Source organism: Dokdonia sp. R86516 (genome assembly GCF_044596715.1).
Lineage (GTDB): Bacteria > Bacteroidota > Bacteroidia > Flavobacteriales > Flavobacteriaceae > Dokdonia.
Window position 1 is genome coordinate 1525638 of record NZ_CP138998.1, and the last position, 23452, is coordinate 1549089.

21 protein-coding genes and 1 riboswitch are annotated in these 23452 nt (G+C 39.4%); of the genes, 16 read left to right on the forward strand and 5 right to left on the reverse strand.

The genetic code is table 11. The features are described 5' to 3' along the window. Positions 1-10: 10 nt before the first annotated feature. Positions 11-631, forward strand: a complete 621-nt coding sequence (locus tag SJY23_RS06940; RefSeq protein WP_396597968.1) for a TMEM175 family protein — start codon at positions 11-13, stop codon at positions 629-631. A 65-nt stretch (positions 632-696) separates the two neighbouring features. After that, entirely contained in the window at positions 697-1239 is a 543-nt protein-coding gene (locus SJY23_RS06945; protein WP_396597969.1) for a CIA30 family protein, read from the forward strand. Between the two features lie 192 nt (positions 1240-1431). Here SJY23_RS06945 and metK read toward each other — a convergent pair whose 3' ends face one another. Continuing rightward, positions 1432-2685: a methionine adenosyltransferase gene (gene metK / locus SJY23_RS06950; protein WP_396597970.1), complete on the reverse strand. Its 1254-nt coding sequence runs from the start codon at positions 2683-2685 to the stop codon at positions 1432-1434. 410 nt (positions 2686-3095) lie between these two features. Beyond that, a riboswitch (SAM riboswitch) is annotated at positions 3096-3217 on the forward strand. Positions 3218-3375: 158 nt separating this feature from the next. Here metK and SJY23_RS06955 point away from each other — a divergent pair. The 11 genes from SJY23_RS06955 to SJY23_RS07005 all read left to right on the forward strand — a co-directional run bounded on the left by SJY23_RS06955 (position 3376) and on the right by SJY23_RS07005 (position 15157). Further along, the gene (locus SJY23_RS06955; protein ID WP_396597971.1) at positions 3376-4668 is read left to right on the forward strand and encodes an O-acetylhomoserine aminocarboxypropyltransferase/cysteine synthase family protein; all 1293 of its coding nucleotides are present in this window, start codon (positions 3376-3378) and stop codon (positions 4666-4668) included. A gap of 94 nt (positions 4669-4762) precedes the next feature. Continuing rightward, positions 4763-5734 (forward strand): alpha/beta fold hydrolase, encoded by a 972-nt coding sequence (locus SJY23_RS06960; RefSeq protein ID WP_396597972.1) that lies wholly within the window; start codon positions 4763-4765, stop codon positions 5732-5734. Then, positions 5722-6810, forward strand: coding sequence for an aspartate kinase (locus tag SJY23_RS06965; RefSeq protein WP_396597973.1), 1089 nt, complete (start codon positions 5722-5724; stop codon positions 6808-6810). The genes SJY23_RS06960 and SJY23_RS06965 overlap by 13 nt, the downstream gene beginning before the upstream one ends. A gap of 2 nt (positions 6811-6812) precedes the next feature. Continuing rightward, positions 6813-7811, forward strand: coding sequence for a homocysteine S-methyltransferase family protein (locus SJY23_RS06970; RefSeq protein ID WP_396597974.1), 999 nt, complete (start codon positions 6813-6815; stop codon positions 7809-7811). After that, positions 7811-10501, forward strand: a complete 2691-nt coding sequence (gene metH / locus SJY23_RS06975) for a methionine synthase (RefSeq protein WP_396597975.1) — start codon at positions 7811-7813, stop codon at positions 10499-10501. The genes SJY23_RS06970 and metH overlap by 1 nt, the downstream gene beginning before the upstream one ends. A 3-nt stretch (positions 10502-10504) precedes the next feature. Continuing rightward, positions 10505-11470 (forward strand): methylenetetrahydrofolate reductase [NAD(P)H], encoded by a 966-nt coding sequence (gene metF / locus SJY23_RS06980; RefSeq protein ID WP_396597976.1) that lies wholly within the window; start codon positions 10505-10507, stop codon positions 11468-11470. A 102-nt stretch (positions 11471-11572) separates the two neighbouring features. Then, on the forward strand, positions 11573-11998 hold the full coding sequence (locus tag SJY23_RS06985) for an Rrf2 family transcriptional regulator (protein WP_035334639.1): 426 nt from the start codon (positions 11573-11575) through the stop codon (positions 11996-11998). A gap of 112 nt (positions 11999-12110) precedes the next feature. Next, on the forward strand, positions 12111-12374 hold the full coding sequence (locus tag SJY23_RS06990) for a DUF2061 domain-containing protein (RefSeq protein ID WP_035334638.1): 264 nt from the start codon (positions 12111-12113) through the stop codon (positions 12372-12374). After that, positions 12374-12997, forward strand: a complete 624-nt coding sequence (locus SJY23_RS06995) for a phosphoadenosine phosphosulfate reductase family protein (RefSeq protein WP_396597977.1) — start codon at positions 12374-12376, stop codon at positions 12995-12997. The genes SJY23_RS06990 and SJY23_RS06995 overlap by 1 nt, the downstream gene beginning before the upstream one ends. 12 nt (positions 12998-13009) lie before the next feature. After that, positions 13010-13909, forward strand: a complete 900-nt coding sequence (gene cysD, locus SJY23_RS07000; protein WP_396597978.1) for a sulfate adenylyltransferase subunit CysD — start codon at positions 13010-13012, stop codon at positions 13907-13909. A gap of 3 nt (positions 13910-13912) precedes the next feature. Beyond that, on the forward strand, positions 13913-15157 hold the full coding sequence (locus SJY23_RS07005; RefSeq protein WP_396597979.1) for a sulfate adenylyltransferase subunit 1: 1245 nt from the start codon (positions 13913-13915) through the stop codon (positions 15155-15157). A gap of 82 nt (positions 15158-15239) precedes the next feature. On the opposite strand, the gene pruA is transcribed toward SJY23_RS07005, so the two are convergent. Beyond that, positions 15240-16871 carry an L-glutamate gamma-semialdehyde dehydrogenase gene (gene pruA, locus SJY23_RS07010; RefSeq protein ID WP_396597980.1) on the reverse strand — a complete coding sequence of 544 codons (1632 nt, stop codon included), beginning with the start codon at positions 16869-16871 and terminating at the stop codon, positions 15240-15242. 192 nt (positions 16872-17063) lie between these two features. On the opposite strand from pruA, the gene SJY23_RS07015 reads away from it, so the two are divergent. Both SJY23_RS07015 and SJY23_RS07020 read left to right on the forward strand, forming a co-directional pair. After that, positions 17064-17780, forward strand: a complete 717-nt coding sequence (locus SJY23_RS07015) for an NRDE family protein (protein ID WP_396597981.1) — start codon at positions 17064-17066, stop codon at positions 17778-17780. Next, the gene (locus tag SJY23_RS07020; RefSeq protein WP_396597982.1) at positions 17777-18787 is read left to right on the forward strand and encodes a DUF6695 family protein; all 1011 of its coding nucleotides are present in this window, start codon (positions 17777-17779) and stop codon (positions 18785-18787) included. The genes SJY23_RS07015 and SJY23_RS07020 overlap by 4 nt, the downstream gene beginning before the upstream one ends. On the opposite strand, the gene apaG is transcribed toward SJY23_RS07020, so the two are convergent. The 3 genes from apaG to SJY23_RS07035 form a co-directional block, all read right to left on the reverse strand. Continuing rightward, entirely contained in the window at positions 18756-19142 is a 387-nt protein-coding gene (gene apaG / locus SJY23_RS07025; RefSeq protein WP_013750231.1) for a Co2+/Mg2+ efflux protein ApaG, read from the reverse strand. The two genes, SJY23_RS07020 and apaG, sit on opposite strands and share 32 nt — an antisense overlap. A 2-nt stretch (positions 19143-19144) precedes the next feature. Then, positions 19145-20338, reverse strand: coding sequence for a DUF3667 domain-containing protein (locus SJY23_RS07030; protein WP_396597983.1), 1194 nt, complete (start codon positions 20336-20338; stop codon positions 19145-19147). 77 nt (positions 20339-20415) lie between these two features. Next, a complete protein-coding gene (locus tag SJY23_RS07035) occupies positions 20416-21669 on the reverse strand; it encodes a DUF5103 domain-containing protein (RefSeq protein WP_396597984.1) in 1254 nt (417 codons plus the stop codon). A gap of 433 nt (positions 21670-22102) precedes the next feature. On the opposite strand from SJY23_RS07035, the gene SJY23_RS07040 reads away from it, so the two are divergent. After that, positions 22103-23449 carry a Na(+)-translocating NADH-quinone reductase subunit A gene (locus tag SJY23_RS07040; RefSeq protein ID WP_396597985.1) on the forward strand — a complete coding sequence of 449 codons (1347 nt, stop codon included), beginning with the start codon at positions 22103-22105 and terminating at the stop codon, positions 23447-23449. Positions 23450-23452 lie beyond the last annotated feature (3 nt).

A 23452-nucleotide genomic window follows, 5' to 3' on the forward strand; every position in this document is an offset into this window, starting at 1 on the left:
CTTTAGAAAAATGATACAAGAAACTTATGATAAAGCTCGCGTAGTAAACTTTTCAGATGCTGTATTTTCTATTGTAATGACACTTCTCATTCTAGAGGTAGGTGTCCCAAGTATTGCTACACTTAATAAGTTGTCTTTTGGAGCCGTGCTTGCTAACAGAATACCAGATTTCATAGGTCTAGTGGTGAGTTTTTTAGTGAGTGCATTATATTGGATAGGTCACATTAAGTTAATGAAATTTGTAAGTGTTGTAACAGGTAAGCTACTGTGGATTAATATATTTTTCTTGCTCACCATCGTCTTACTTCCATTCTCAACAGCGATGTATGTAAATGGGTTTGATTACCCAGGTCCTTTTATGTTTTATTGTATCAATCTTGCGGTTATAGGTGTTTTTAACTTAATTATGACGCGCTATGTGTATTACTCAGAAAACAAGAAAACAGGTTTTACCAGAGTACTGTATCGCTGGTACCGTGCAAGGGCTATAAATGTTTTAATAATTTGGGTTCTTGCCGCGCTCTGTACAATGGTGTTCCCAATGTTTGCTCGAGTGATTTTTGTCTTTCTTTTTGTTGTTCAATTTCTTATTGATCGTCGTTTTAAGAAGAAAATGACACTTGCCGAGTAGTGTTAAAAATGTGGTAAGTATAAGGTTTACGCTTTCGCGAAAGCGTAACTTTAAAGAAAAAAGCTATGAAGTATCTCTTAGCCTTACTGATCACAACTACTATGAACACGACACCGCTCTCTTTTGATTTTGGAACTACTTGCAACACTTGTGATGACTGGTTTGTCGTGCTTGATGGAGTAATGGGAGGATTATCTACGGGTAGTATTGAGCAAACTAAGGAAAGTATCATCTTTCGCGGAAGCGTAAGTCTGGAGAATAATGGTGGTTTTGCATCCTTGAGAACTCCTTACCAGTCGTACGATTTGTCCAGTTATACAACCGTGACTGTACGATATAAATCTACAGGGCAAGATTTTGGGCTCACGCTCAATAAGTATAAAAGATTCTGGAGACCGAATTATAAAATAAACCTACCCATCACTCAAGGGGAGTGGAAAACCGTAACCTATAATCTAGCAAATTTTGGCACCTACAGATTAGGACAGCCTATGGAAGGGCAGCCCGATAAAGAAGATCTCGCAGATATTATACGCATAGGATTAATTTCAAATACAAAAGCCGCAACAGATTTTGAGATCGAAGTTGATAAAATCATATTTGAGTAACTACATTTTTGTCATTTCGAGCCTGCCGATAAATCACATAACAGTAAGAAGACTAGGTAATTGTAATTGGAAATCAGTCGTCATTTCGAGCCTGTCAGGAAATCGCATTACATTGAGCACATATGAGTGATAACTTACAAAACAAAAAAAGGGAGCCTAGTGGCTCCCTTTTTTACTATCTATACCGATAGACTATAGATTAAAAGCTTCTTTTACTTTCTCAACATAATCAAGTTTTTCCCAAGTAAAGAGTTCTACTTCAACTTCCTTTTTCTTACCGTCAAAGCTTTCAAAAGTTTTTGTTACCACTTCGTTTGTACGTCCCATATGTCCATATGCTGCAGTCTCGCTGTATATAGGAGAGCGCAGTTTTAATCTGCTTTCTATTGCAGCTGGTCTCATATCAAAAAGTTCGGTTACCTTTTGAGCAATCTCACCATCAGATAGCGACACATTTGATGAGCCGTAGGTATCTACAAAGATTCCCATAGGCTCAACAACACCTATTGCATAAGATACTTGTACAAGTATCTCATCTGCTACTCCGGCAGCTACTAGGTTTTTTGCTATGTGACGCGTTGCATAAGCTGCAGAGCGGTCTACCTTTGATGGGTCTTTTCCAGAAAAAGCACCACCACCGTGAGCTCCTTTACCACCGTACGTATCTACTATAATTTTACGACCTGTAAGACCTGTGTCTCCGTGAGGTCCACCTATCACAAACTTGCCCGTTGGGTTGATGTGATACTTAATATCATCATTAAAGAGCGCAGCGATATTTTCTGGTAGCATTCCTACTACGCGAGGTATAAGAATATCTTTTATGTCACCACGTATGCGACCTAGCATTGCTTCATCTTCATCAAAGTCGTCGTGTTGTGTAGACACCACAATCGCTTCAATGCGTTGCGGCACATTATCATCACTATACTCAATAGTAACTTGTGCTTTGGCATCTGGACGTAGGTAAGTAATCTCATCATCCTCACGGCGTAGTTTACCTAGTTCAATGAGTAATCTATGTGATAGCTCGAGAGCTAGTGGCATATAGTTTTCAGTTTCCTTAGTCGCATAGCCAAACATCATACCTTGGTCTCCTGCACCTTGCTCTTCTTTGCTCTCGCGGTCTACACCACGATTTATATCATCAGACTGCTCGTGTATGGCAGACAGTACACCACAAGAGTTACCGTCAAACATATACTCACCCTTTGTGTATCCTATTTTATTAATAGTCTCACGGGCAATTTTTTGAACATCTAGGTATGCATTAGACTTTACTTCTCCTGCAAGAACTACCTGCCCAGTTGTAACTAGGGTCTCGCAAGCAACTTTAGACTGCGTGTCAAAAGCAAGAAAGTTATCGATAAGTGCGTCAGAAATCTGATCTGCAATTTTATCAGGGTGTCCTTCAGAAACAGATTCTGAGGTAAATAAATAAGCCATTTTTTAATTTTTTGTCAAGAAGTAGATTTGACGAGTGCTGGGTAGAAACATAACACAAGAAATGTTAAAGTCTTGTGTTTGATTTTAGCCATTTTTTTTTGAGGTTGCAAGCAGTCAAATCTGTCCTCGTTATTATGGGGACAAAAGTAAAGAAACTTTAATGATATAAATAATCTATTACCCTACCAATCTGGTAGGGTAATGTTATTTTTTTGTGAAAATTTTCTAAGACCTATTTTCTGCTTTTATGGAGAGATTAGAAAAATAGTTTTATATATAGATTGAATATAGTTTAATTTTTGTTTAATTGAATTTAACATAACTTTATTTAGAAAATTATTCTAAAAAGTTTGTTTTTGTAAAATTGTTTTTACAATATTTGTGCTCACAAAGTTCAACAACTTATTGAAATGTTATCAAGAAAGGCTGAGGGAATGACCCTATGAAGCCTTAGCAACCCTTTCACTTAGAAAGAAGGTGCTACATTCTACCCAAGAGTCGCTCATTACCGAATCTTGAGGATAGATAACATCGAGCAGTACCGCTCAGGTACGTGCTTATGTTTTTTCTTATAATATTTTTCTTAAAAATCTTGAGAGCCTGTAAAAAGGTTTAAGAGACGTTTGGCTTTTGTTTTTAATCCTTTCACACAAGGTGAGAGGGAATCTATTAAACTCAAAAAAAAGAAAAATGAGTACACAAAAATTAGCAACCAAAGCGTTGCACGCAGGACACGATTATGCAGCAAACGGAGGAACAAGAGCCGTGCCTATTTACCAGAGCACTGCCTACGTTTTTAATGATGCAGACCACGCAGCAAACCTTTTTAACCTCTCTGAGCCAGGTTTTATCTACACACGCCTTAATAACCCTACAAATGATGTGCTAGAGAAGCGCCTCACAGAGATAGAAGGAGGGCTAGCAGCTGTTGTAACAGCCTCTGGTACTGCGGCAATTAACACCACGCTACTTACACTCTTAAAGCAAGGGGACCACGTAGTAGCCTCAAGTAGTCTCTATGGAGGAACGTATAATTTACTAAGTGTGACGCTTCCTCGTTTTGGGATTACAACCACTTTTGTAGATCCTTCAGATCCAGAAAATTTTAAAAACGCAGCACAAGAAAATACCCGTGCCTTCTTTGTGGAGTCACTAGGCAATCCTAAACTGGATGTATTAGATTTAAAAGGTATTTCCGCTTTCGCGAAAGCGCACAAAGTCCCTTTCATTGTAGATAACACGGTGGCAACTCCAGCGCTTCTTAACCCAATAGAGCACGGGGCAGATATCGTGATTCACTCACTTACAAAATACATAAACGGTAATGGTACCGCACTAGGCGGAGTGATTATAGATGCAGGAAAATTTGATTGGAGTAATGGTAAATTTCCTGAGTTTACAGAGCCATCTGCAGGTTACCACGGCTTAGTATACCACGATGCACTTGCAGAGGCAGCCTTTATTGCAAAGGTGCGCATAGAAGGATTGAGAGATCACGGTGCGGCATTGAGCCCATTTAATGCATTCCAAATATTACAAGGGCTAGAAACACTAGAAATTAGATTGCAAAAGCACTCGCAAAATGCACTTGCACTTGCGCAGTGGCTAGAAACTCGTGATGAGGTGGCGTGGGTAAATTATCCAGGTCTTGAGTCAAGTAAGTACAATGATCTTGTAAAGCAATACTTGCCTAAGGGGCAGAGTGGGATTGTCACCTTTGGTATAAAAGGTGGTTTTGAAAGTGCAAAAACTATTGCAAACGAGACTAAGCTTTTCTCACTACTCGCAAATATAGGTGATAGTAAATCACTCATTATACACCCAGCGAGCACCACACACCAGCAACTCTCAGACCAAGAGCAAGAGGCAACTGGAGTAACTAAAGATCTCGTACGTCTTTCTGTTGGTCTTGAAAATATAGAAGATCTTAAAGAAGATCTCGTAGCGGCTTTTGCGCGCGTAGATAAAACTGTTTTAGTGTAATTAATTGTGATGCTCCAGCTAGCTTTTTTGCCAGAGCTAGTTGGAGCTTTTTTACAATAAGTAGCCTTTCGCCCCATCTTAAACTGCAATATTTATGCTTAACATCGTATCCATATCATCTTTTACCACACATTCTGGTTATCATTGTGATCTCGAAGTGTCATACCAGCTGGCGGGTCAGGTACTAGGTACAGCTCCTGTAGTACTGGTTAATCACGCGCTCACGGGTAACTCTACCATAACTGGAGACAAAGGCTGGTGGAGTGATTTGATAGGTAAAGAAAAAGCTATAGATACAGGTTGCTACACCATACTATCTATAGATATACCAGGTAATGGCCACGCAAGCACGCAGCGCATTACAGCGTATAAAGAGTTTACAAATTATGACATCGCACGCATACACGGGGAGGTGCTACAGCATCTTAACATAACATCACTTTTTGCCGTTGTAGGTGGTTCCTTAGGAGGGCAGATAGCCTGGGAGCTCGCAAGCCAACAGCCAAAACTTATAAAACATTTAATACCCATTGCGACAGACTGGAAAGCGACAGACTGGGTGATAGCACAATGTCATATACAAGACAGCTTGCTTACCCATTCTAGCCAGCCCGTAGCAGATGCGCGTATGCACGCAATGACCTTTTATCGCACACCAGCTTCTTTTAAAGAGAAGTTTAATCGCAGTAAGCGCGATGAGCAATTATATAATACACAAAGCTGGCTTAATCACCACGGCATAAAGCTCTCAGAACGTTTTTCGCTATCGGCATATAGGCTTATGAATCAGTTATTGCTTAGTGCAGATATTACACAAGGAAGCAAAGATTTTAAAGAGTCCCTGTGTGACTTTACCGGTACCGTGCATCAAGTAGCTATAGATACAGACGGACTTTTTCTAGCAGATGAGATGTATGAGACCCACTTGCAATTACAAGAGATGGGTGTCTCATCTACCTATGATGAGATTAAATCCATACACGGTCACGATGCCTTTTTAATAGAATATGAGCAGTTATCAAGCTTTGTAAAACCCATTTTTTCAACACAATTATGTCACAAATAAACATCGCCATTTTTGGTATAGGTAATGTGGGGAGCACGCTCATCACACAGATTACAGATTTTAATAAAAAGTCTTCTAGTAAGCAACTTAATATTTTTTGTATTGCAAACTCTACACTGGCATTATTTCAAAATGAGACGACAGGCAGCTGGAGTGCAGATTTTGAGAACCAGGCACATCCATACACACTTGATGATATTTACGCTTACGCGAAAAAATTAAAACAACAACAAGAGTCAAATCACGATGTTGAAAGCTCGTTTATCGCGGTAGATGTCACTGCGAGTCCGCAGTTTGTAGAAAACTATGTATCTCTCGTTGAAAATGGATTTCATATCGTAACGGCAAATAAAATTGCAAACACACGCTCGTATGATTTTTATAAAACCCTGCGTACATCTTTAAAACAGCACAACAAGAAGTTCTTATATGAAACAAATGTAGGAGCAGGATTGCCTATCATTGAGACTATAAAAAGTTTATACGATAGTGGTGAAGAAATACATAAGGTACGAGGCATATTTTCTGGCTCTCTTAGTTATTTGTTTAACACCTTTTCGGCAGAGGATAAGAGTTTTTCAGACATATTACTTGAGGCAGATGCGTTGGGACTCACTGAGCCCGATGCTAGAGAAGATCTATCTGGTAAAGATGTGGCACGCAAGCTCTTGATTTTAGGGAGAGAGGTAGGACTCACAAAAGAGTTTGACGATGTAAAAGTACAATCACTAGTGCCTAAAGCTTTAAATGGTACCACTACCTTACCTCAGTTTCGCGAAAGCGTAAAAACCCTTGATGCCATTTTTGAGAAAAGTAAATCCCAACTAGGAGCAAATGAAGTGTTGAGACACGTAGGTGAGTTAGATTTAAAAACACAACAGCTTGAAGTAAAACTAGTCCAAGAGTCTAAGCACACAGCGCTGGGACAAACTCAAGGTGCGGATGCTGTTTTTGAAATTTATACAGACTCCTACGGTGATCACCCGCTGGTGATACAAGGAGCTGGCGCAGGAAAGGCAGTGACAGCAAGAGGAGTGCTGAGTGATATTTTAAAAATCACGACAAGCCTTAATTAGTTATGAGCACGGCAATTACAAAGGCACTAAAGGAGCGTATCCTCGTGCTAGATGGGGCGATGGGTACGATGCTACAGGCATATAATTTTAGTGAAGAAGATTTTAGAGGAGAGCGCTTTAAAGATTTTCATCGGTCTGTAAAAGGTAATAATGATTTACTGTCACTCACGCAGCCTGCCGCAATTGCAGAGGTGCACCGCAAGTATTTTAATGCGGGAGCAGATATTGTGGAGACTAATACCTTCTCGAGTACCACCATCGCAATGGCAGATTATGAGATGGAGGAGTATGTGTATGATTTGAATTACGCTTCCGCGAAAATTGCCAAAAATGTCGCTCAATCCATAACCGCAAAAGAACCTCACAAACCACGATTTGTAGCAGGAAGCATAGGCCCTACAAACAAGACGGCGAGTATGTCGCCAGATGTAAATGACCCGGGGTATCGTGCGGTAAGTTTTGAAGAACTTAGAGTTGCTTATAAGCAGCAAGTAGAAGCCTTGCTAGACGGTGGTGTGGATTTGCTGCTGGTAGAAACTGTGTTTGACACGCTCAATGCAAAGGCTGCGCTCTTTGCGATAGATCAGGTAAAAGAGGAGCGAGCAATAGACACGCCAGTAATGATTTCTGGCACCATAACAGACGCCTCTGGTAGAACGCTTTCTGGGCAAACGGCAGAGGCATTTTTAATTTCAGTATCTCATATTCCGCTGTTGTCTGTTGGTTTTAACTGTGCGCTAGGTGCTAGTCAGCTGCAGCCACATCTAGAAGCCATAGCAAGTAAAACAGAGGTGGGTGTTTCTGCACATCCTAATGCGGGATTGCCTAATGCCTTTGGGGAGTATGATGAAACACCAGAGCAAATGGCAACGCAGATTAAAAAATACATAGATAAAAACCTTGTAAATATTGTGGGTGGCTGCTGTGGCACCACACCTGCACACATTAAAGCCATTGCTCAACTAGTAGCAAATGTAACCCCTAGAAAATGTAAGCTATAATGAATGTGACTCCTAGATATATGCGACTTTCTGGCCTTGAGCCTCTGGTAATTACTCCAGAAAGTAATTTTATAAATGTAGGAGAACGTACTAATGTTGCGGGGTCAAGAAAGTTTTTGAGACTCATTAAAGAGCGACAATTTGAAGAAGCACTTTCTGTCGCTAGAGATCAAGTAGAAAACGGCGCACAGATCATCGATATTAATATGGATGACGGTCTCATAGATGGCAAGGAGGCAATGGTTACCTTTTTAAATCTTGTGATTGCAGAGCCAGATATCGCGAGAGTGCCCATTATGATAGATAGTTCAAAATGGGAGATTATAGAAGCTGGCTTGCAGGTAGTACAAGGTAAATGTGTTGTAAACTCTATTTCTTTAAAAGAAGGAGCATCCATTTTTATACAGCAAGCAAAGGCTATAAAACGTTATGGTGCCGCTGTGATTGTAATGGCTTTTGATGAGGTGGGTCAGGCAGATACCTATGAGCGTCGCATTGAGATTGCAAAGCGCAGCTACGAGATTTTAGTTAATGAGGTAAACTTCCCGCCAGAAGATATCATTTTTGATCTTAATATTTTTCCTGTGGCGACGGGTATGGATGAGCATAAACGCAATGCATTAGACTTTATAGAGAGCACGCGATGGGTAAAAAATAATTTACCTCATTGTAGTGTGAGTGGTGGTGTAAGTAATGTGTCTTTTAGTTTTAGAGGAAATAATGCCGTGCGCGAGGCGATGCACTCGGTGTTTTTGTATCACGCTATTGATGCAGGGATGAATATGGGTATCGTTAATCCCGCCTTGCTGGAGGTGTATGATGATATTCCAGCAGATTTACTAGAGCTTGTAGAAGATGTAATACTCAATAGAAGAGATGATGCAACAGAGCGCCTACTCACATTTGCAGAGACCGTAGGTCAAAAAGAATCTATACAAAAAGAAACCGAAGCCTGGCGAACAGAAGATGTGCAGAGCCGTATCACCAGAGCACTGGTAAAAGGAATAGATGCCTATATTCTGCAAGATGTAGAAGAGGCCAGACAAGCTGTAGATGCTCCAATTAAAGTGATAGAAGGTCACTTGATGACGGGTATGAATATGGTGGGAGACCTTTTTGGAAGTGGGAAGATGTTTTTACCTCAAGTAGTAAAATCTGCCAGAGTGATGAAAAAAGCCGTTGCTTATTTATTGCCATACATAGAAGAAGAGAAGCTGAGAAACGGTACCCAAGCCGCGAGTCAGAGTGCGGGTAAAATTGTTATGGCAACCGTAAAAGGAGATGTGCACGACATAGGTAAAAACATCGTGAGCGTTGTGCTAGCGTGCAATAATTATGAGATTATAGACCTAGGTGTGATGGTGCCACCAGAAAAAATCATAACCACCGCCCTTGCCGAAAATGCAGACATCATAGGTCTAAGTGGTTTAATTACACCTAGCCTTGATGAGATGGTTTATCTAGCCAAAGAGCTAGCAAGACAAGATATCAAAATCCCAGTTTTGATAGGTGGTGCAACCACAAGCAAGGCACACACCGCTGTAAAAATTGACACGCATTATGAGAGTGCCGTTGTGCACGTAAACGATGCCAGCAGGGCGGTGACTATTGTGGGTGATTTGTTACAGAAGGATACAAGTGTTCTTTTTAAAAATGAATTGAAAGAGGAATATGCACGCTTTCGCGAAAATTTTAACTCAAGACAACGCATTAAGGAATACGTAACGATTGAGCAGGCGAGAGCAAATAAATTAAAAATAGATTTCAAAGCCGAAGATATTGTCGCTCCAAAAGAACTAGGTGTACAGGTGATTGAACATTTAGATCTCAACGAACTGGTGTCTTATATAGACTGGAGTCCATTTTTCAGGAGTTGGGATTTGCACGGTAGGTACCCAGAGATTTTAACAAATGAGGTGGTAGGAACACAAGCCAGCGAACTATTTGCCGATGCACAACAAATGCTCAAACAAATCATTGCCGAAAAATGGCTCACTGCCAAAGCGACTTTTGGACTTTTTAAAGCAAATGCAAATAACCAAGATGATATTGTAGTAAATCAGGAGCGAGTAAAGGATCCAGTGATATTTAGAACCCTTAGGCAACAATCAAAAAAGGTAGCGGGCAAGCCCAATATCGCGCTATCAGATTTTATAGCTCCTCTAGATAGTGGATTGCAAGATTATATGGGAGCTTTTTGTGTTACAGCAGGATTTGGAACAGCCAGAAAGGCAAAAGAGTTTGAAGATGCACTAGATGATTACAGCGCTATAATGATTAAAGCACTTGCAGATAGACTCGCAGAAGCCTTTGCCGAATATCTACATAAGGAAGTACGCACAAAACACTGGGGGTATGCCATCAGAGAAGCACTAGCAAATACAGATTTAATTAAAGAAAAATACCAAGGAATACGGCCAGCGCCAGGTTACCCTGCTTGTCCAGATCATTTGGAGAAAGAGACTATCTGGAAGTTGCTTGGCGTGGAAGAGTCCATAGGTGTTACCCTTACCGAAAGTTTGGCGATGTGGCCGGCGGCAAGTGTGAGTGGGTATTATTTCGGGCATCCAGAGGCAAGGTATTTTGGGCTAGGGAAAATAAAAGAAGATCAAGTAAAGGACTATGCGAGCCGCAAGAATATTGCTTTCGCGAAAGCGGAAAAATGGCTCACCCCAAATATAGCAGAGTAGATTATGACAAAAGTACGAGATCACATAGCAGAAGCAATAGCAGCGAAGAGAACCGATTTTTCTTTTGAAATCTTGCCACCTCTCAAAGGGCAAAATATCAATACCATTTTTGATAATATAGATCCGCTTATGGAATTTAAGCCGCCGTTTATAGATGTAACTTATCACCGTGAGGAATACATTTATAAGGAGCGTGAGGATGGGTTGCTAGAGAAAAAGGTGGTGCGCAAGCGACCTGGTACTGTGGGTATTTGTGCTGCGATACAAAACCGCTATCAAGTAGATGCAGTGCCGCACGTTTTATGCGGAGGTTTTTCTAAAGAAGATACTGAGAATTTTTTGATAGATATGGATTTTCTAGGTATTGAGAATGTGATGGCCTTACGTGGCGATGCGGTAAAGAGTGAGACTTACTACAAGCCCAATAAAAACGGAAATATCTATGCGCAAGACCTCGTAGAGCAAATTATTGATTTAAATAATGGCACCTACTTAGATGAAGATTTGCAGAACAGCGCCAAAACAGATTTTTGCATAGGTGTGGCGGGATATCCAGAAAAGCACCTAGAAGCGCCCAGTCTTGAAAGTGATATTCATTTTTTAAAGAAAAAGCTAGAAGCTGGGGCTTGTTATGTGGTGACCCAAATGTTTTTTGACAATCAGAAATACTTCGACTTTGTAGAAAAATGCCGAGCCGCCGGTATCACAAAACCTATTATACCAGGACTCAAGCCGCTGGCGACAAAGAAGCAACTCAATTTAATTCCGCAACGCTTTAGTGTAGACGTGCCAGATGCACTAGTAATGGAAGTTGTAAAAGCCAAAGACACTGCTGCCATACGCCAGATAGGGATAGAGTGGTGCATACAGCAAAGCAAGGAGTTGCAAGCTGCTGGCGTACCCGTGTTACATTATTACTCAATGGGTAAAAGTGATAATATTAGACAGATAGCAGCGGCTATTTTTTAAAAAAAGTGTCATAGTAAAGTTTATAGTTTTGTAATAATATCTTTTATATACTGTTCATATCACTATTTCCACCTAGAGTTTTTTAGTACTTTCGTTCTAGATATGCTTTCGCGAAAAACTAAATATGGCATTAAAGCCTTAACGTACATCGCCCGTGAACAACGGGAAGATGCAATGGTGCAAATAGGCACGATTGCTGAAAGTGAGAATATCTCTCAAAAATTTCTTGAAAGTATTATGCTTACGCTTAAAAAAGCAGGTTTCGTATCTAGCCGAAAAGGTAAAGGAGGTGGATATCAACTGCGACGTGAGCCTAAGGATATCAAAATGGTTGAGGTCATGAGAGTACTTGAAGGACCCGTTGCCATGCTACCATGTGTATCTCTCAATTATTATGAACGTTGTGCAGACTGTAAAGATGAGGATGCATGTTCTGTTCATAGTCTAATGATTCAAATACGAGACAATACACTTCTTGTGTTAGAAAAGAACACGCTTGCAGACCTTGTGGCGGCTGCCAGTTCTTAGTCCTATTTGTTAGCTTTTTCTTTAAAACAACAATAATTCTTGTTAACCTAAGTTAATAATTTTACATTTGCCGATTAACCCTAGTAATCCGATAGGAATAAATAATTCTGAAATGATTATCGATTCGCTTGTTTTAAAACAATCAAAAAATACTTCTAAAGAGAAAACTCCTGCCTCGGCAGAAAAACCTATGCGCAGTATTGTGAAGTCCATAAGCTGGAGAGCAATAGGGACACTTGATACAATAGCTATTTCATGGTTTGTTACGGGTACGCTATCCTTAGCGTTGAGCATAGGGGCAGTAGAACTAGTATCAAAAATGGCGCTCTATTTTTTTCATGAGCGTGTTTGGAATTTAATAAAATGGGGAAAATAATGAAGTTTACTCAAGAGCAAATTACACAATTTAATAGTGATTTAAAATCACAAAGTCCATCAGACGTTGTAAAATGGGCATTAGAACATGCTGAAAAACCTGTGATAACAACAAATTTCAGGCCTTATGAGGCAGCCATCTTACACGTGGTTTCTCAAGAGTTTGATAAGATTAATGTAGTATGGTGTGATACAGGTTACAATACTCCAGAAACCTATAGTCATGCAGAAGAGGTTATTAATCAACTAGCACTTTCTGTTGATTTATATGTTCCAAGACAAACACGTGCACATCGTGATGTTGTTATGGGTAATCCATCTGTCACAGATGAAAGTCATAAAGAGTTTACAGAGCAGGTAAAATTAGAACCTTTCCGTAGAGCTATGGAAGTCCATAAGCCGGATGTGTGGTTTACTAATTTAAGGCAGGGGCAAACGGCACATAGAGATAACTTAGATATCTTAAGTTTAAGCAAAGATGGCGTTCTTAAAGTAAGCCCTTTTTATTACTGGTCAGATAGTGAGTTAGACAAGTACTTAGTAGATCATAAGTTGCCTAATGAACATAATTATAATGACCCAACAAAAGTATTAGAACATAGAGAATGTGGTTTACATCTCTAAGCAGAGAGACATATGAAAGAGATATTAAAGACTAATGCACTCGAGAGTGAGTCCATTTATATATTTAGAGAGGTAGTTGCTCAGTTTGAAAATCCAGTATTATTATTTTCAGGAGGTAAAGATAGTATCACCTTGGTAAGACTTGCTCAAAAAGCATTTTATCCAGCTGCCATACCATTTCCATTACTACATGTAGATACGGGTCACAACTTCCCAGAAACCATCAAATTTAGAGATGATCTAGTAAAGGAACTCGGGCTTAATTTAATTGTGCGTAATGTGCAAGATGCAATTGATCAAGGGAAAGTGACAGAAGAAACTGGAAAGTATGCTAGTAGAAATAGCTTACAAACAACTACATTACTTGATGCTATTGAGGAGTTTAAGTTTGATGCATGTATAGGTGGCGCTCGTCGTGATGAGGAAAAGGCACGTGCAAAAGAACGTATCTTCTCCGTAAGAGATGATTTTGGACAGTGGGATGAAAAAAACCAGCGACCAGAATTATTCGATTTGCTTAATGGTAATATAGAATTAGGACAAAACGTGCGTGTTTTTCCTATCTCAAACTGGACAGAGCTTGATGTATGGAGCTACATACAACAAGAAAATATCGAAATTCCAAGTATTTACTTCTCACATACAAGAAAAACATTTGAGCGTGATGGGATGATATGGAGCGCTTCAGATTGTGTATATAGAGATGACAATGAAGAGGTAGAAGATCGTGTAGTGCGTTTTAGAACCGTAGGTGATATGACATGTACTGCAGCTGTAGTTTCTGAGGCAGTTACTATACAGCAGATAGTAAACGAAATTAAAGTAAGCCGTATTTCCGAACGAGGCGCGCGTATAGATGATAAACGCAGCGAGGCAGCAATGGAAAAACGTAAACAACAAGGTTATTTTTAGATTATGGAAGTATTGAAACTGGCAACTGCTGGAAGTGTAGATGATGGAAAGAGTACTTTAATAGGTAGATTGTTATACGACACGCAATCACTTACTGATGATAAACTTGAGGCTATAGAAAAAAGCAGTAAAAAGTTAGGGTATGATTACCTAGACTTTTCACTAGCAACAGATGGATTAGTGGCAGAACGTGAGCAAGGAATCACGATTGATGTAGCTCACATTTATTTTTCGACGCCTACTAAAAGTTATATTATAGCAGACAGCCCTGGTCATGTAGAGTACACTCGTAATATGATTACTGGAGCGTCAAATGCTTCTGTGTCAATTATTCTTATAGATGCTAGAAAAGGCGTTATCGAGCAAACGTTTAGGCATTTCTTTATCAATGCGCTTTTACAAGTTAAGCACGTGGTAATTGCAGTAAATAAAATGGACTTGGTAGATTATGATCAGTCTGTTTTTGATAGTATTAAAAATGACATTGATGCACTTCGAGCAAAGAGTGGTTATAAAGATCAAGAGATAACGTTTATTCCTATAAGTGCACTTACAGGGGATAATGTGGCTTCCGCTTCCGCGAAAATGAGCTGGTATGAAGGACCATCTATTTTAGGATATTTAGAAAACGTAACACCAGAAGCAGCTAGCAATACGCCTATGCGTTTTCCTGTGCAAACAGTAATACGACCAAAAACCAATGCTTTTCATGACTTTAGGGGATATGCAGGTAAGGTATACGGGAGTTCCATTGCAGTAGGAGATGACATAACAGTACTACCTAGCTTAAAGTCATCAAAAGTTCAAGATATATTCAGCTACAAAGACTCATTTAAAGAAGCCCAAGCGGGTAATTCTATAACACTCACGCTAGAAGATGATATTAATGTCACTAGAGGTGATATTATTGTGAAGTCTAGTGACATTCCTGAGCAAACAAAAGAGCTTAAAGCTACGGTATGTTGGATGGATGATACAGTACTTACTGCTGGAAAAAAATATGAATTGCAGCATATGACCCAACGCATACTTGCAAAGGTATCTCAAATACAAGAAATCATCCCGACAGATTACTCAACACGAGACTCTGGAACAAGTGAAGTTACAATTAACGAAATTGCAACGGTACATTTTAAACTTGCTAAATCACTTTTTTATGATCGTTACACAGATCATAAGCAAGGAGGCTCATTCATTATTATTGATCCCATTACAAATACAACAGCTGGAGTTGGATTCATAAAGTAATTTAACTAGCGCAGTATATTAAAAAAACAAAGCCCATTCTTTAAAAAGAATGGGCTTTGTCATTAGTAGTTGTCTTAGTCTATTACTTTTTTGCTAAGAAAGGGTATCTGTAATCTGTAGGAGTTACAAATGTTTCCTTAATCATACGTGGGCTTACCCAGCGTAGTAAGTTAAGCATAGAACCAGCCTTATCATTAGTTCCAGATGCACGAGCTCCACCAAAAGGTTGTTGCCCTACAACTGCTCCAGTAGGCTTGTCATTAATATAGAAGTTACCTGCCGCATTTTTAAGAGCCTTAGTAGCCTCTTGTACAGCATAACGATCTGTTGCTAGTATTGCTCCAGTAAGTGCATACTCACTAGTGCTGTCTACAAGCTTAAGCATCTCGCTCCAGTCTTTATCTTCATATACATAGATAGTCATCACTGGGCCAAAAAGCTCTGTGTGCATTGTTGTATAGTTAGGATCTGTAGTTACGATAACAGTAGGCTCAATAAAGTAACCTTTCTTCTTGTCGTGTCCACCACCTACGATGATCTCTGCATTTGCATCTTCTTTTGCTTGTTCGATATATTTTGCAAGCTTGTCAAAAGATCCTTCATGTATTACCGCAGTAATAAAGTTAGTCATGTCCTCTGGAGATCCCATTTTGAAAGACTTCACATCCTCTATAACGTACTCTTTTACTTCTTCCCAGATAGAAGCAGGAATGTAACCGCGACTTGCAGCACTACATTTCTGTCCTTGGAATTCAAAAGCACCACGTGAGATTGCTGTTGCAACTTGCTTAGCAGGAGCAGTAGGGTGAGCAACGATAAAATCTTTACCACCAGTTTCACCTACGATACGTGGGTATGTCTTGTAATTGTGAATGTTCTCACCTATTTTTTTCCAGATATCCTTAAATACATGAGTAGATCCTGTGAAGTGTAGTCCAGAAAAATCTGGGCTTGCAAGTACGGTATCTGTAATCATGATAGGATCTCCGTGTACAACTTGGATAACACCATCTGGCACACCAGCCTCACGGAAGATGTCAAGAATAATCTTAGCCGAAAGCATCTGGCTATCAGAAGGCTTCCATACTACTACATTCCCCATAAGTGCACAAGCAGCAGGAAGGTTTGCAGCAATCGCTGTAAAGTTAAAAGGAGTAATCGCATAGATAAATCCTTCTAGTGGACGGTATTCTAATCTATTCCAAGCTCCAGAAGTAGACTCTGGCTGCTCATTATAGATGTCTGTCATAAACTGCACGTTAAAACGTAAGAAGTCTATAAGTTCACAAGCAGCATCAATCTCTGCTTGGTAGATAGTCTTAGACTGGTTGATCATCGTTGCAGCATTAATCTTTGCACGGTATGGCCCTGCAATAAGCTCTGCAGCTTTGAGAAAGATGCCTGCACGCTGCTCCCATGGAAGCTCTGCCCACTCTGTACGAGCCTCTAGAGCTCCAGCAATTGCTTGATCAATATGTGTTTTTTCTGCAAGATGATACTCACCTACCACTTTCTTGTGATCATGTGGTGGAGTGATCGTGCGTGTATTTTTTGTGCGCACTTCTTTACCGTTGATGTACATCGGTACTTCTGTGTGTGCATTAAATAATTCTTTATAAGCTGCTGCTACCGCCTCGCGTTCTGGAGAGCCTGGAGCATAAGATTTTACCTCTTCGTTTACAGCAACTGGAACTTGAAAAAATCCTTTTCCCATGATGTTTTTTTGTTTTGTTTTTTACGAGTTGTAAAGTTACAAATTTAAGATAGGATGATACAGGTCTTTGGGAAGAGTGTAACAAGTGGGATTTTTACGCTTTCGCGAAAGCGTAACTTAGAAACATATCTTAGGAAACTCTGCCCATCTTTTTTTCGTAATTTCACCCATTAAACTGCGACTTATCCCTCAATGTGTACTGTAACCTATATTCCGAAAGAAAATAATACGTTCATTCTTACGTCTAATCGCGATGAAGCGGTGGGTAGAACCACCCTCGCTCCAGACTTTTATGATCTAGATGGAACAAAGATGCTATTTCCAAAAGACGCTGTCGCTGGCGGTACGTGGATAGGCATTTCCGAAAAAAATAGGATGATATGCTTGCTTAACGGTGGTTTTGAAATACACGTGAGAAAGGAAAGTTATACCATGAGTCGAGGCATCGTTGTAAAAGAACTTCTCAAGGCAGCCGATTTGTCTGAGGCTATCGATACGTTCAATTACAAGGGTATTGAGCCTTTCACGATTGTAGCTATAGACTGGAGTAATGCACTTAAGGCTACAGAACTAGTTTGGGATGGTGAGAAAGCGCATGCAACAGTGCTAGATCATGAGCCGAAAATATGGTCGTCTTCTACATTATATGACGCCACCATGAAAGAAAAACGGCAGACATGGTTTGCTGCTTTTAAGGAGACTACAGACTGGAGTAAGGAAAGTTTATTTGACTTTCATACCAAGGCAGGAGAAGGTGATGCGCATATAGACCTGCAAATCAATCGCGGACTTTTAAAAACAGTAAGTGTTACTCAGGTGGAGAAAATAGATGATACATGTGTGATGACGTATAATGATCTTCAAAAGGAGGAAGTTCACACCACTCAATTTGAAATGATACCTGCGTGATATATAACGGAAAGATTATAGTGCTCGCTTTTCCAGATACATTTGTAAAAATGTCTGATGAGCTCATGTGTAAAATTTTACCTCTCATGGGGCTAGGTACGCGCACCCATATCAAAGCAGGTCACGCTGCGCTTGTGCTTATAGAAAATGAGACTGGTAAAGCACAATATTTTGATTTTGGCAGATATATTACTCCCAAAGGAAAAGGTCGTGTGCGTGGTGCAAATACAGATATAGAACTTGAAGTACCCGTAACGGCAATTGTAAATAATGGAATACTTGAAAATCTAGATGAGCTATTATTATGGCTTGATGCACATCCAGAAAAAACGCACGGGTCAGGCAGACTTGTAGCTTCGCTTTGCTCGGCTATTAATTATGAGAAAGCACTTGCTTACATTCATTCACTACAAAGTCAAGGCAGTGTTCCTTATAAAGCCTTTGGAAAAATAGGAAGTAATTGCGCTCGTTTTGTTACAGAGACGATACTAGCTAGTACAGACGATAAGGCTATTATTAAATACCTTAAGCGTAACAAGAAGTTTACACCGAGTACCGTAGGTAATGTTGAGAAAAGCGCTTCAGAAGAAGGAGTTTATCAAGTTTTTAATGGTGAGATTGCTCCATACAACTCAACTGCGCTACGCGAGAATCTTACAAATTACTTTGACAGACGAGTTCCCGCTGCATACACTGTTGAAGATGAGGGTGTGTTGCCAGAAAACGTTCACTTTTTAGAGGGCACAGGTAGTAGTGCGTATTTTCATCTTGAGATTCTCTCTGAGAAAAAAGGTGTTGTAAGAAGGTTTACTGAGTTTGGCGAGCAGGACTTTCAAGGTGTTACCGTATTCCCAGAGGGTTTTTCGGCGGTGAGTGATTATCGTTTTGTGTATGATAGTAACTGTGCATATTGCACGCTTGAGCAGGGAGATTCACTTTTTCGCCTTGAGCTTACTTCTCAAGAATTCTCGGATATTAGTTTAGAGCAAAAGGCGCACTCAGCTTAAAAACTGGGATTTTTACCCTAAAATTACGTGTAGTAGTAAAGTTTACCATCTGGTAAAAACCTTGCATTGCCCCAAAGGCAGAGTTGAGCAAGCATCCAGAACTGTATGTGTGGCTTTCGCCAGGTTTGAGAACAGGTTTTTTACCTATGACACCTTCTCCAGCAACGGTCTCTGGTGCGCTAAGGGCATCTGTGATTCTCCAATGACGAGCCATGAGTTGCACGCTGTCTTTACTCTGGTTTGCAATCGTTATTTTGTAGCCAAAGGCATAGCGCATTTTATGATTTTTATAAAATGTGCCCTCAAAGGTAGTCTCTACAGAAATCTTGATTCCTCGTGTAACTTGTTGTACCATTCTTAAAATAAAAATGCAGTGATTGCAAAGAAAATTACGGCAAATATTGTTGCTCCTAAATAGAATATGATATTTAAAAATACAAATTTTAGTAGCGTCCACCTTCTTTTTTGTTTATAAAAATTGCGAAGTGCCTTGTAAAAGTAAAATGGACCGACTAATAGAAGTAGGAGTGATGCAACTATTTCATCCCCAATAAGTAGGTCTGGAATGATGGCTATAAGTAGTACTAAAAAGACCCAACTAAAAATGTGGAATATGAACACTAGATGCTCCATATAGTTGAATCGCTTTTTTGAATATATCAGCCACAAAAAAAGTGCAAAAATAGGTGCGAAAAAGAATAAGAAGAAAGGAATTTTTGAAGCTAAGAACCTAATAAAACGTGCTGGATTATCTTTTACACGTTTTATATCTTCATTCTTGCTATATAAAAAAATATTTGTTCTAGTCTTGCTAAAGTTTAAGCTATCGAGAGCAGTTACTGGATCACTTATTTCTGTATACTCAAAGAAATCATAAAAAATCTCGCCCTTTGTTGCGATTTTAGAAAGATACATCCCGTCAATAGAGGCTTCAGAACGGGTGCTGTAAGGAACTTTCTTGACGGCTCTCTTTGTGGAGTCCTTTGTCTTTTTTCGCTCTTTAAGTTTTGAGACGCTATTTTCAATAGTATTATTAATTCTTTCTTCTAGCAGATCTGCATCTTCTTGATTGAGGTTTTGAAGTTCATTTATGTTGATGTCTTTCGTAATGTCTTTTATTGCGTCAATATCTCCTTGTGCTTCATCAACATTGAACTGGATGACTCCATCATCTGTGAAGTCTAGATCATTATTGCCATTTATAAACCCTATGATGGCTAGTATTATAAAGTAAGAAATAGAGGCGCTTAGAAAAAACCGAAAAGGGTTTGCATATTTAAGACGTTTGCCATCTACATAATACCTAGTGATGGTGCCTGGTTTAAACAATAAATCTTTTACAGTGTATCTAAATCGAGAATCATAAGTAAATACGCTCAGTATAAATTCATTAAAAAAATCTTTGAGCGTAAGTCTTTTGGTGGTGTTTATTTGACCGCAGTATGCACAAAAACGGTCAGAAAGTTCTAGCGGATGCTTACAGTTTAAGCATTCTACGCCTCGATATCGCATCGCCTTTCGGCTAGTTGGTTTGATTTCTGTTTCCTTCACGATATAAATATAGGATTTTTAGAAAGATACGCTTTCGCGAAAGCGTAAAGAAATAACACTAAATAAGTACCATACGATTAGTTTGTGATCTGGCTAGAGTTTGTCGTGCCATATCCTAGGAGTTCATCAAATCGTCCGCCAGGCTTACGGTAGTACACGAGAATCTGATAATCATTTTCTGTCTGCCAGAAGTTGCCATCTATATTATTCTTCTCTTCAGTACTTCCATCTGTGTTTACTAGTATGTATCGATAGTTGTAAAATCCTTGTTTAAGCAAATAAGGTAACTCATAACGACGCGAGTCGCTATTGTAAGTAAGGGCAGTGCTCTTGTCGATTACATAATTATTAAAGTTTCCATAGACATGTATGGACTGTCCTTCGTTAATTTCTGGATATTGCAAAGAGAAATGAATCCACACATACTCTGCCTCTGTGAGTGGTGTGCGACCTTGTAAGGTGTTGATTAAGAAATTACCGTTAATGTCTGGATTGTAGGTGTATGGCTCATCATAACGAGCTGGATTCGTGTAGAGGTAATTGTGGTAAAGACTTTTAAGCTCTATGCTGCGTATTGCAAAAGTAGATGATCGTACGTCTTTGTTTTCAAAGTTAAAAAACTCATTACCACCCCAGAAAGCTGTTTCTTGATCATAGCGGTACTCAAGCTTACTCCCTATATTGTATTGAGGGTCTACGCCTGTGATAGCTGTTTTTAAGTTGTTGTTCTGGATAAGAACAGTATGCAGGTTGTTTTTAGGGTTGATAATAAGGTCGTCTCCAGAGTCTACAAAGAAGCGTAGTACTTGCTTGCTATCTATATAACGTAAATCTCTAGACCTCTTAACTTCTGCTCCTACACTATATTTTGGGTTGTAAATCATAAACTTACGAGAAAAAACTAGTTGGTCATCCTCATCGTAAATACTTAAAAGATAATTACCTGTTTTAGTGAGTCTCTTTGTTATCTTATTAGGTATACTTAAGTCGTAATGAGTATAGAGTTGTAATGTAGCCACCGAATTCTCAAACCCAAGAATACGCACATTGTCCATACCTTCCATAAACTCAGAGCGAACGAGATCGCTAGGAGTCCAATCTGCATTATGGTGAGTTATTTTGTAATAATAATCACGTTCATCACCTATAATATCGTCAAAGGAAAGGCGCAAACGACTTCCTAGTTTGATAATAGGGAGTGAGGTGCCGGTAGTGCTGTTTTCATTAAACTGTACGGTTTTAATAAAAGCAGGTTCGGGAAGTTCTTGCACTGCTTGAGCAGCGGCAGATAACGAAAGAGCAAGTAAGAATATGGTAAAATATGGTCTCATAAAAATATGAATGGTTACCAAATATAAACAATTTTGATGCCGAGATATTGCGTCGATCTATATGGCATGGCAAATGATGATGTTTGATGATTACGCTTACGCGAAAAAGTGATAACGGGAAGTGTATCACTGCCTACTTTTTGAATAGATTTTTAAAGATTTTAGCTCCTAGCTTATGGTTGCTCAAAAATTATTTTTGAGCAGGCTAAAGCAAATAGGCTTAACAATAATCTTAAAATATAGATTTTTCTGAGGTGAAAACGTTTGAAATATAGTGTTTTGAGAAGCTTTGTTTAATGAGTTGTGTAAAACGTTATTTAGAAATGTTATAAATAATACTTTCACTTAGTCACACTCGGAAATACGGACCGTATTATGTAAATTTGCAAACCTCAATTTAAGAGGATTTTAGATAACATAAATCTACTGACATATGTCAAAAGACATCAGAATCAAAAAAGGTCTTGATATCCGATTAGTAGGCGAAGCAGAAAAAACAATTTCTGAGGCGCCAAGATCGCGTACCATTACTATTAGACCTTCGGATTTTCATCTCATTACTCCTAAAATGGTCGTAAAAGAAGGAGCGGCCCTACAGGCAGGAGATGTAATATTTTACTCAAAGTCTCAAGAAGAAATCAAATTTGTATCTCCAGTTGCTGGAACAATTACAGAAATCAAGCGTGGCGCTCGCCGTGTGATTACTGATATTGTGATTGAAGCAGATTATGCTGGTACTACTCGTGATCTAGGAGCTTTAGGAGCATCTGCAAGCGCAGAGGCAGTAAAAGCGAGATTACTTGAAGGAGGAGTTTGGCCATTTATTAAGCAACGTCCTTATGACGTTGTTGCAAATCCAACAGTAACTCCAAAGGCGATTTTTATCTCTGGATTAAACACGGCGCCACTCGCTGCAGACCTTGATTTTGTTCTTGCAGGTAAGGAAGCTCACTTACAAGCAGCAGTTTCTGCGCTTGCAACGCTTACTTCTGGAGGTGTTCATGTTTCTATAGGAGCAAGCTCTTCTATATTTTCTGGACTTAAAGATGTTGTAACTCATACAGTAAAAGGACCACACCCAGCTGGGAATGTTGGAACTTTAATTAATAAAACAAGCCCAATCAATAAGGGAGAAACTGCGTGGACGATTGCTGCACAAGATCTTGCTGTTATTGGAGAGTTGTTGCTTACAGGTAAGTTTAATGCACAGCGTGTTATATCTGTATCTGGATCATCGATCAAAGCGCCTAAGTATTACAAGACAATGATAGGGGCTGAGGTTTCTACATTTGCTTATGCTGCAGGGGTAGAGGGAGATAACAACCGTTTTATTTCTGGTAACGTACTTACGGGTGATAAAGTGAGTCCAGATGGAGCTCTTGGTTTTTATGCAACTGAGTTTGTTGCTATCCCAGAAGGTGATGATTATGAATTCTTTGGGTGGAATAAGCCTGTTTTTGATAAGATATCACCATCTAGAGCGCTTACGTTCTCATGGATGCAACCTAATAAAAAATATGATCTTGATACCAATACAAATGGTGAGCACCGTGCGTTTGTTGTAACAGGAAACTACGAAGAGGTTTTTCCTCTAGATATCTACCCTATGCAAATCCTTAAGGCTTGTATGGTAGAAGATTTAGATGAGATGGAAGCACTTGGGATGTACGAAGTAGCTCCAGAAGATTTTGCACTTACTGAATTCATGTGTGTGTCTAAACAGCCACATCAAGAAATTATCAGAAAGGGATTAGATGTTATGTATAAAGAAATAGGATAAGTT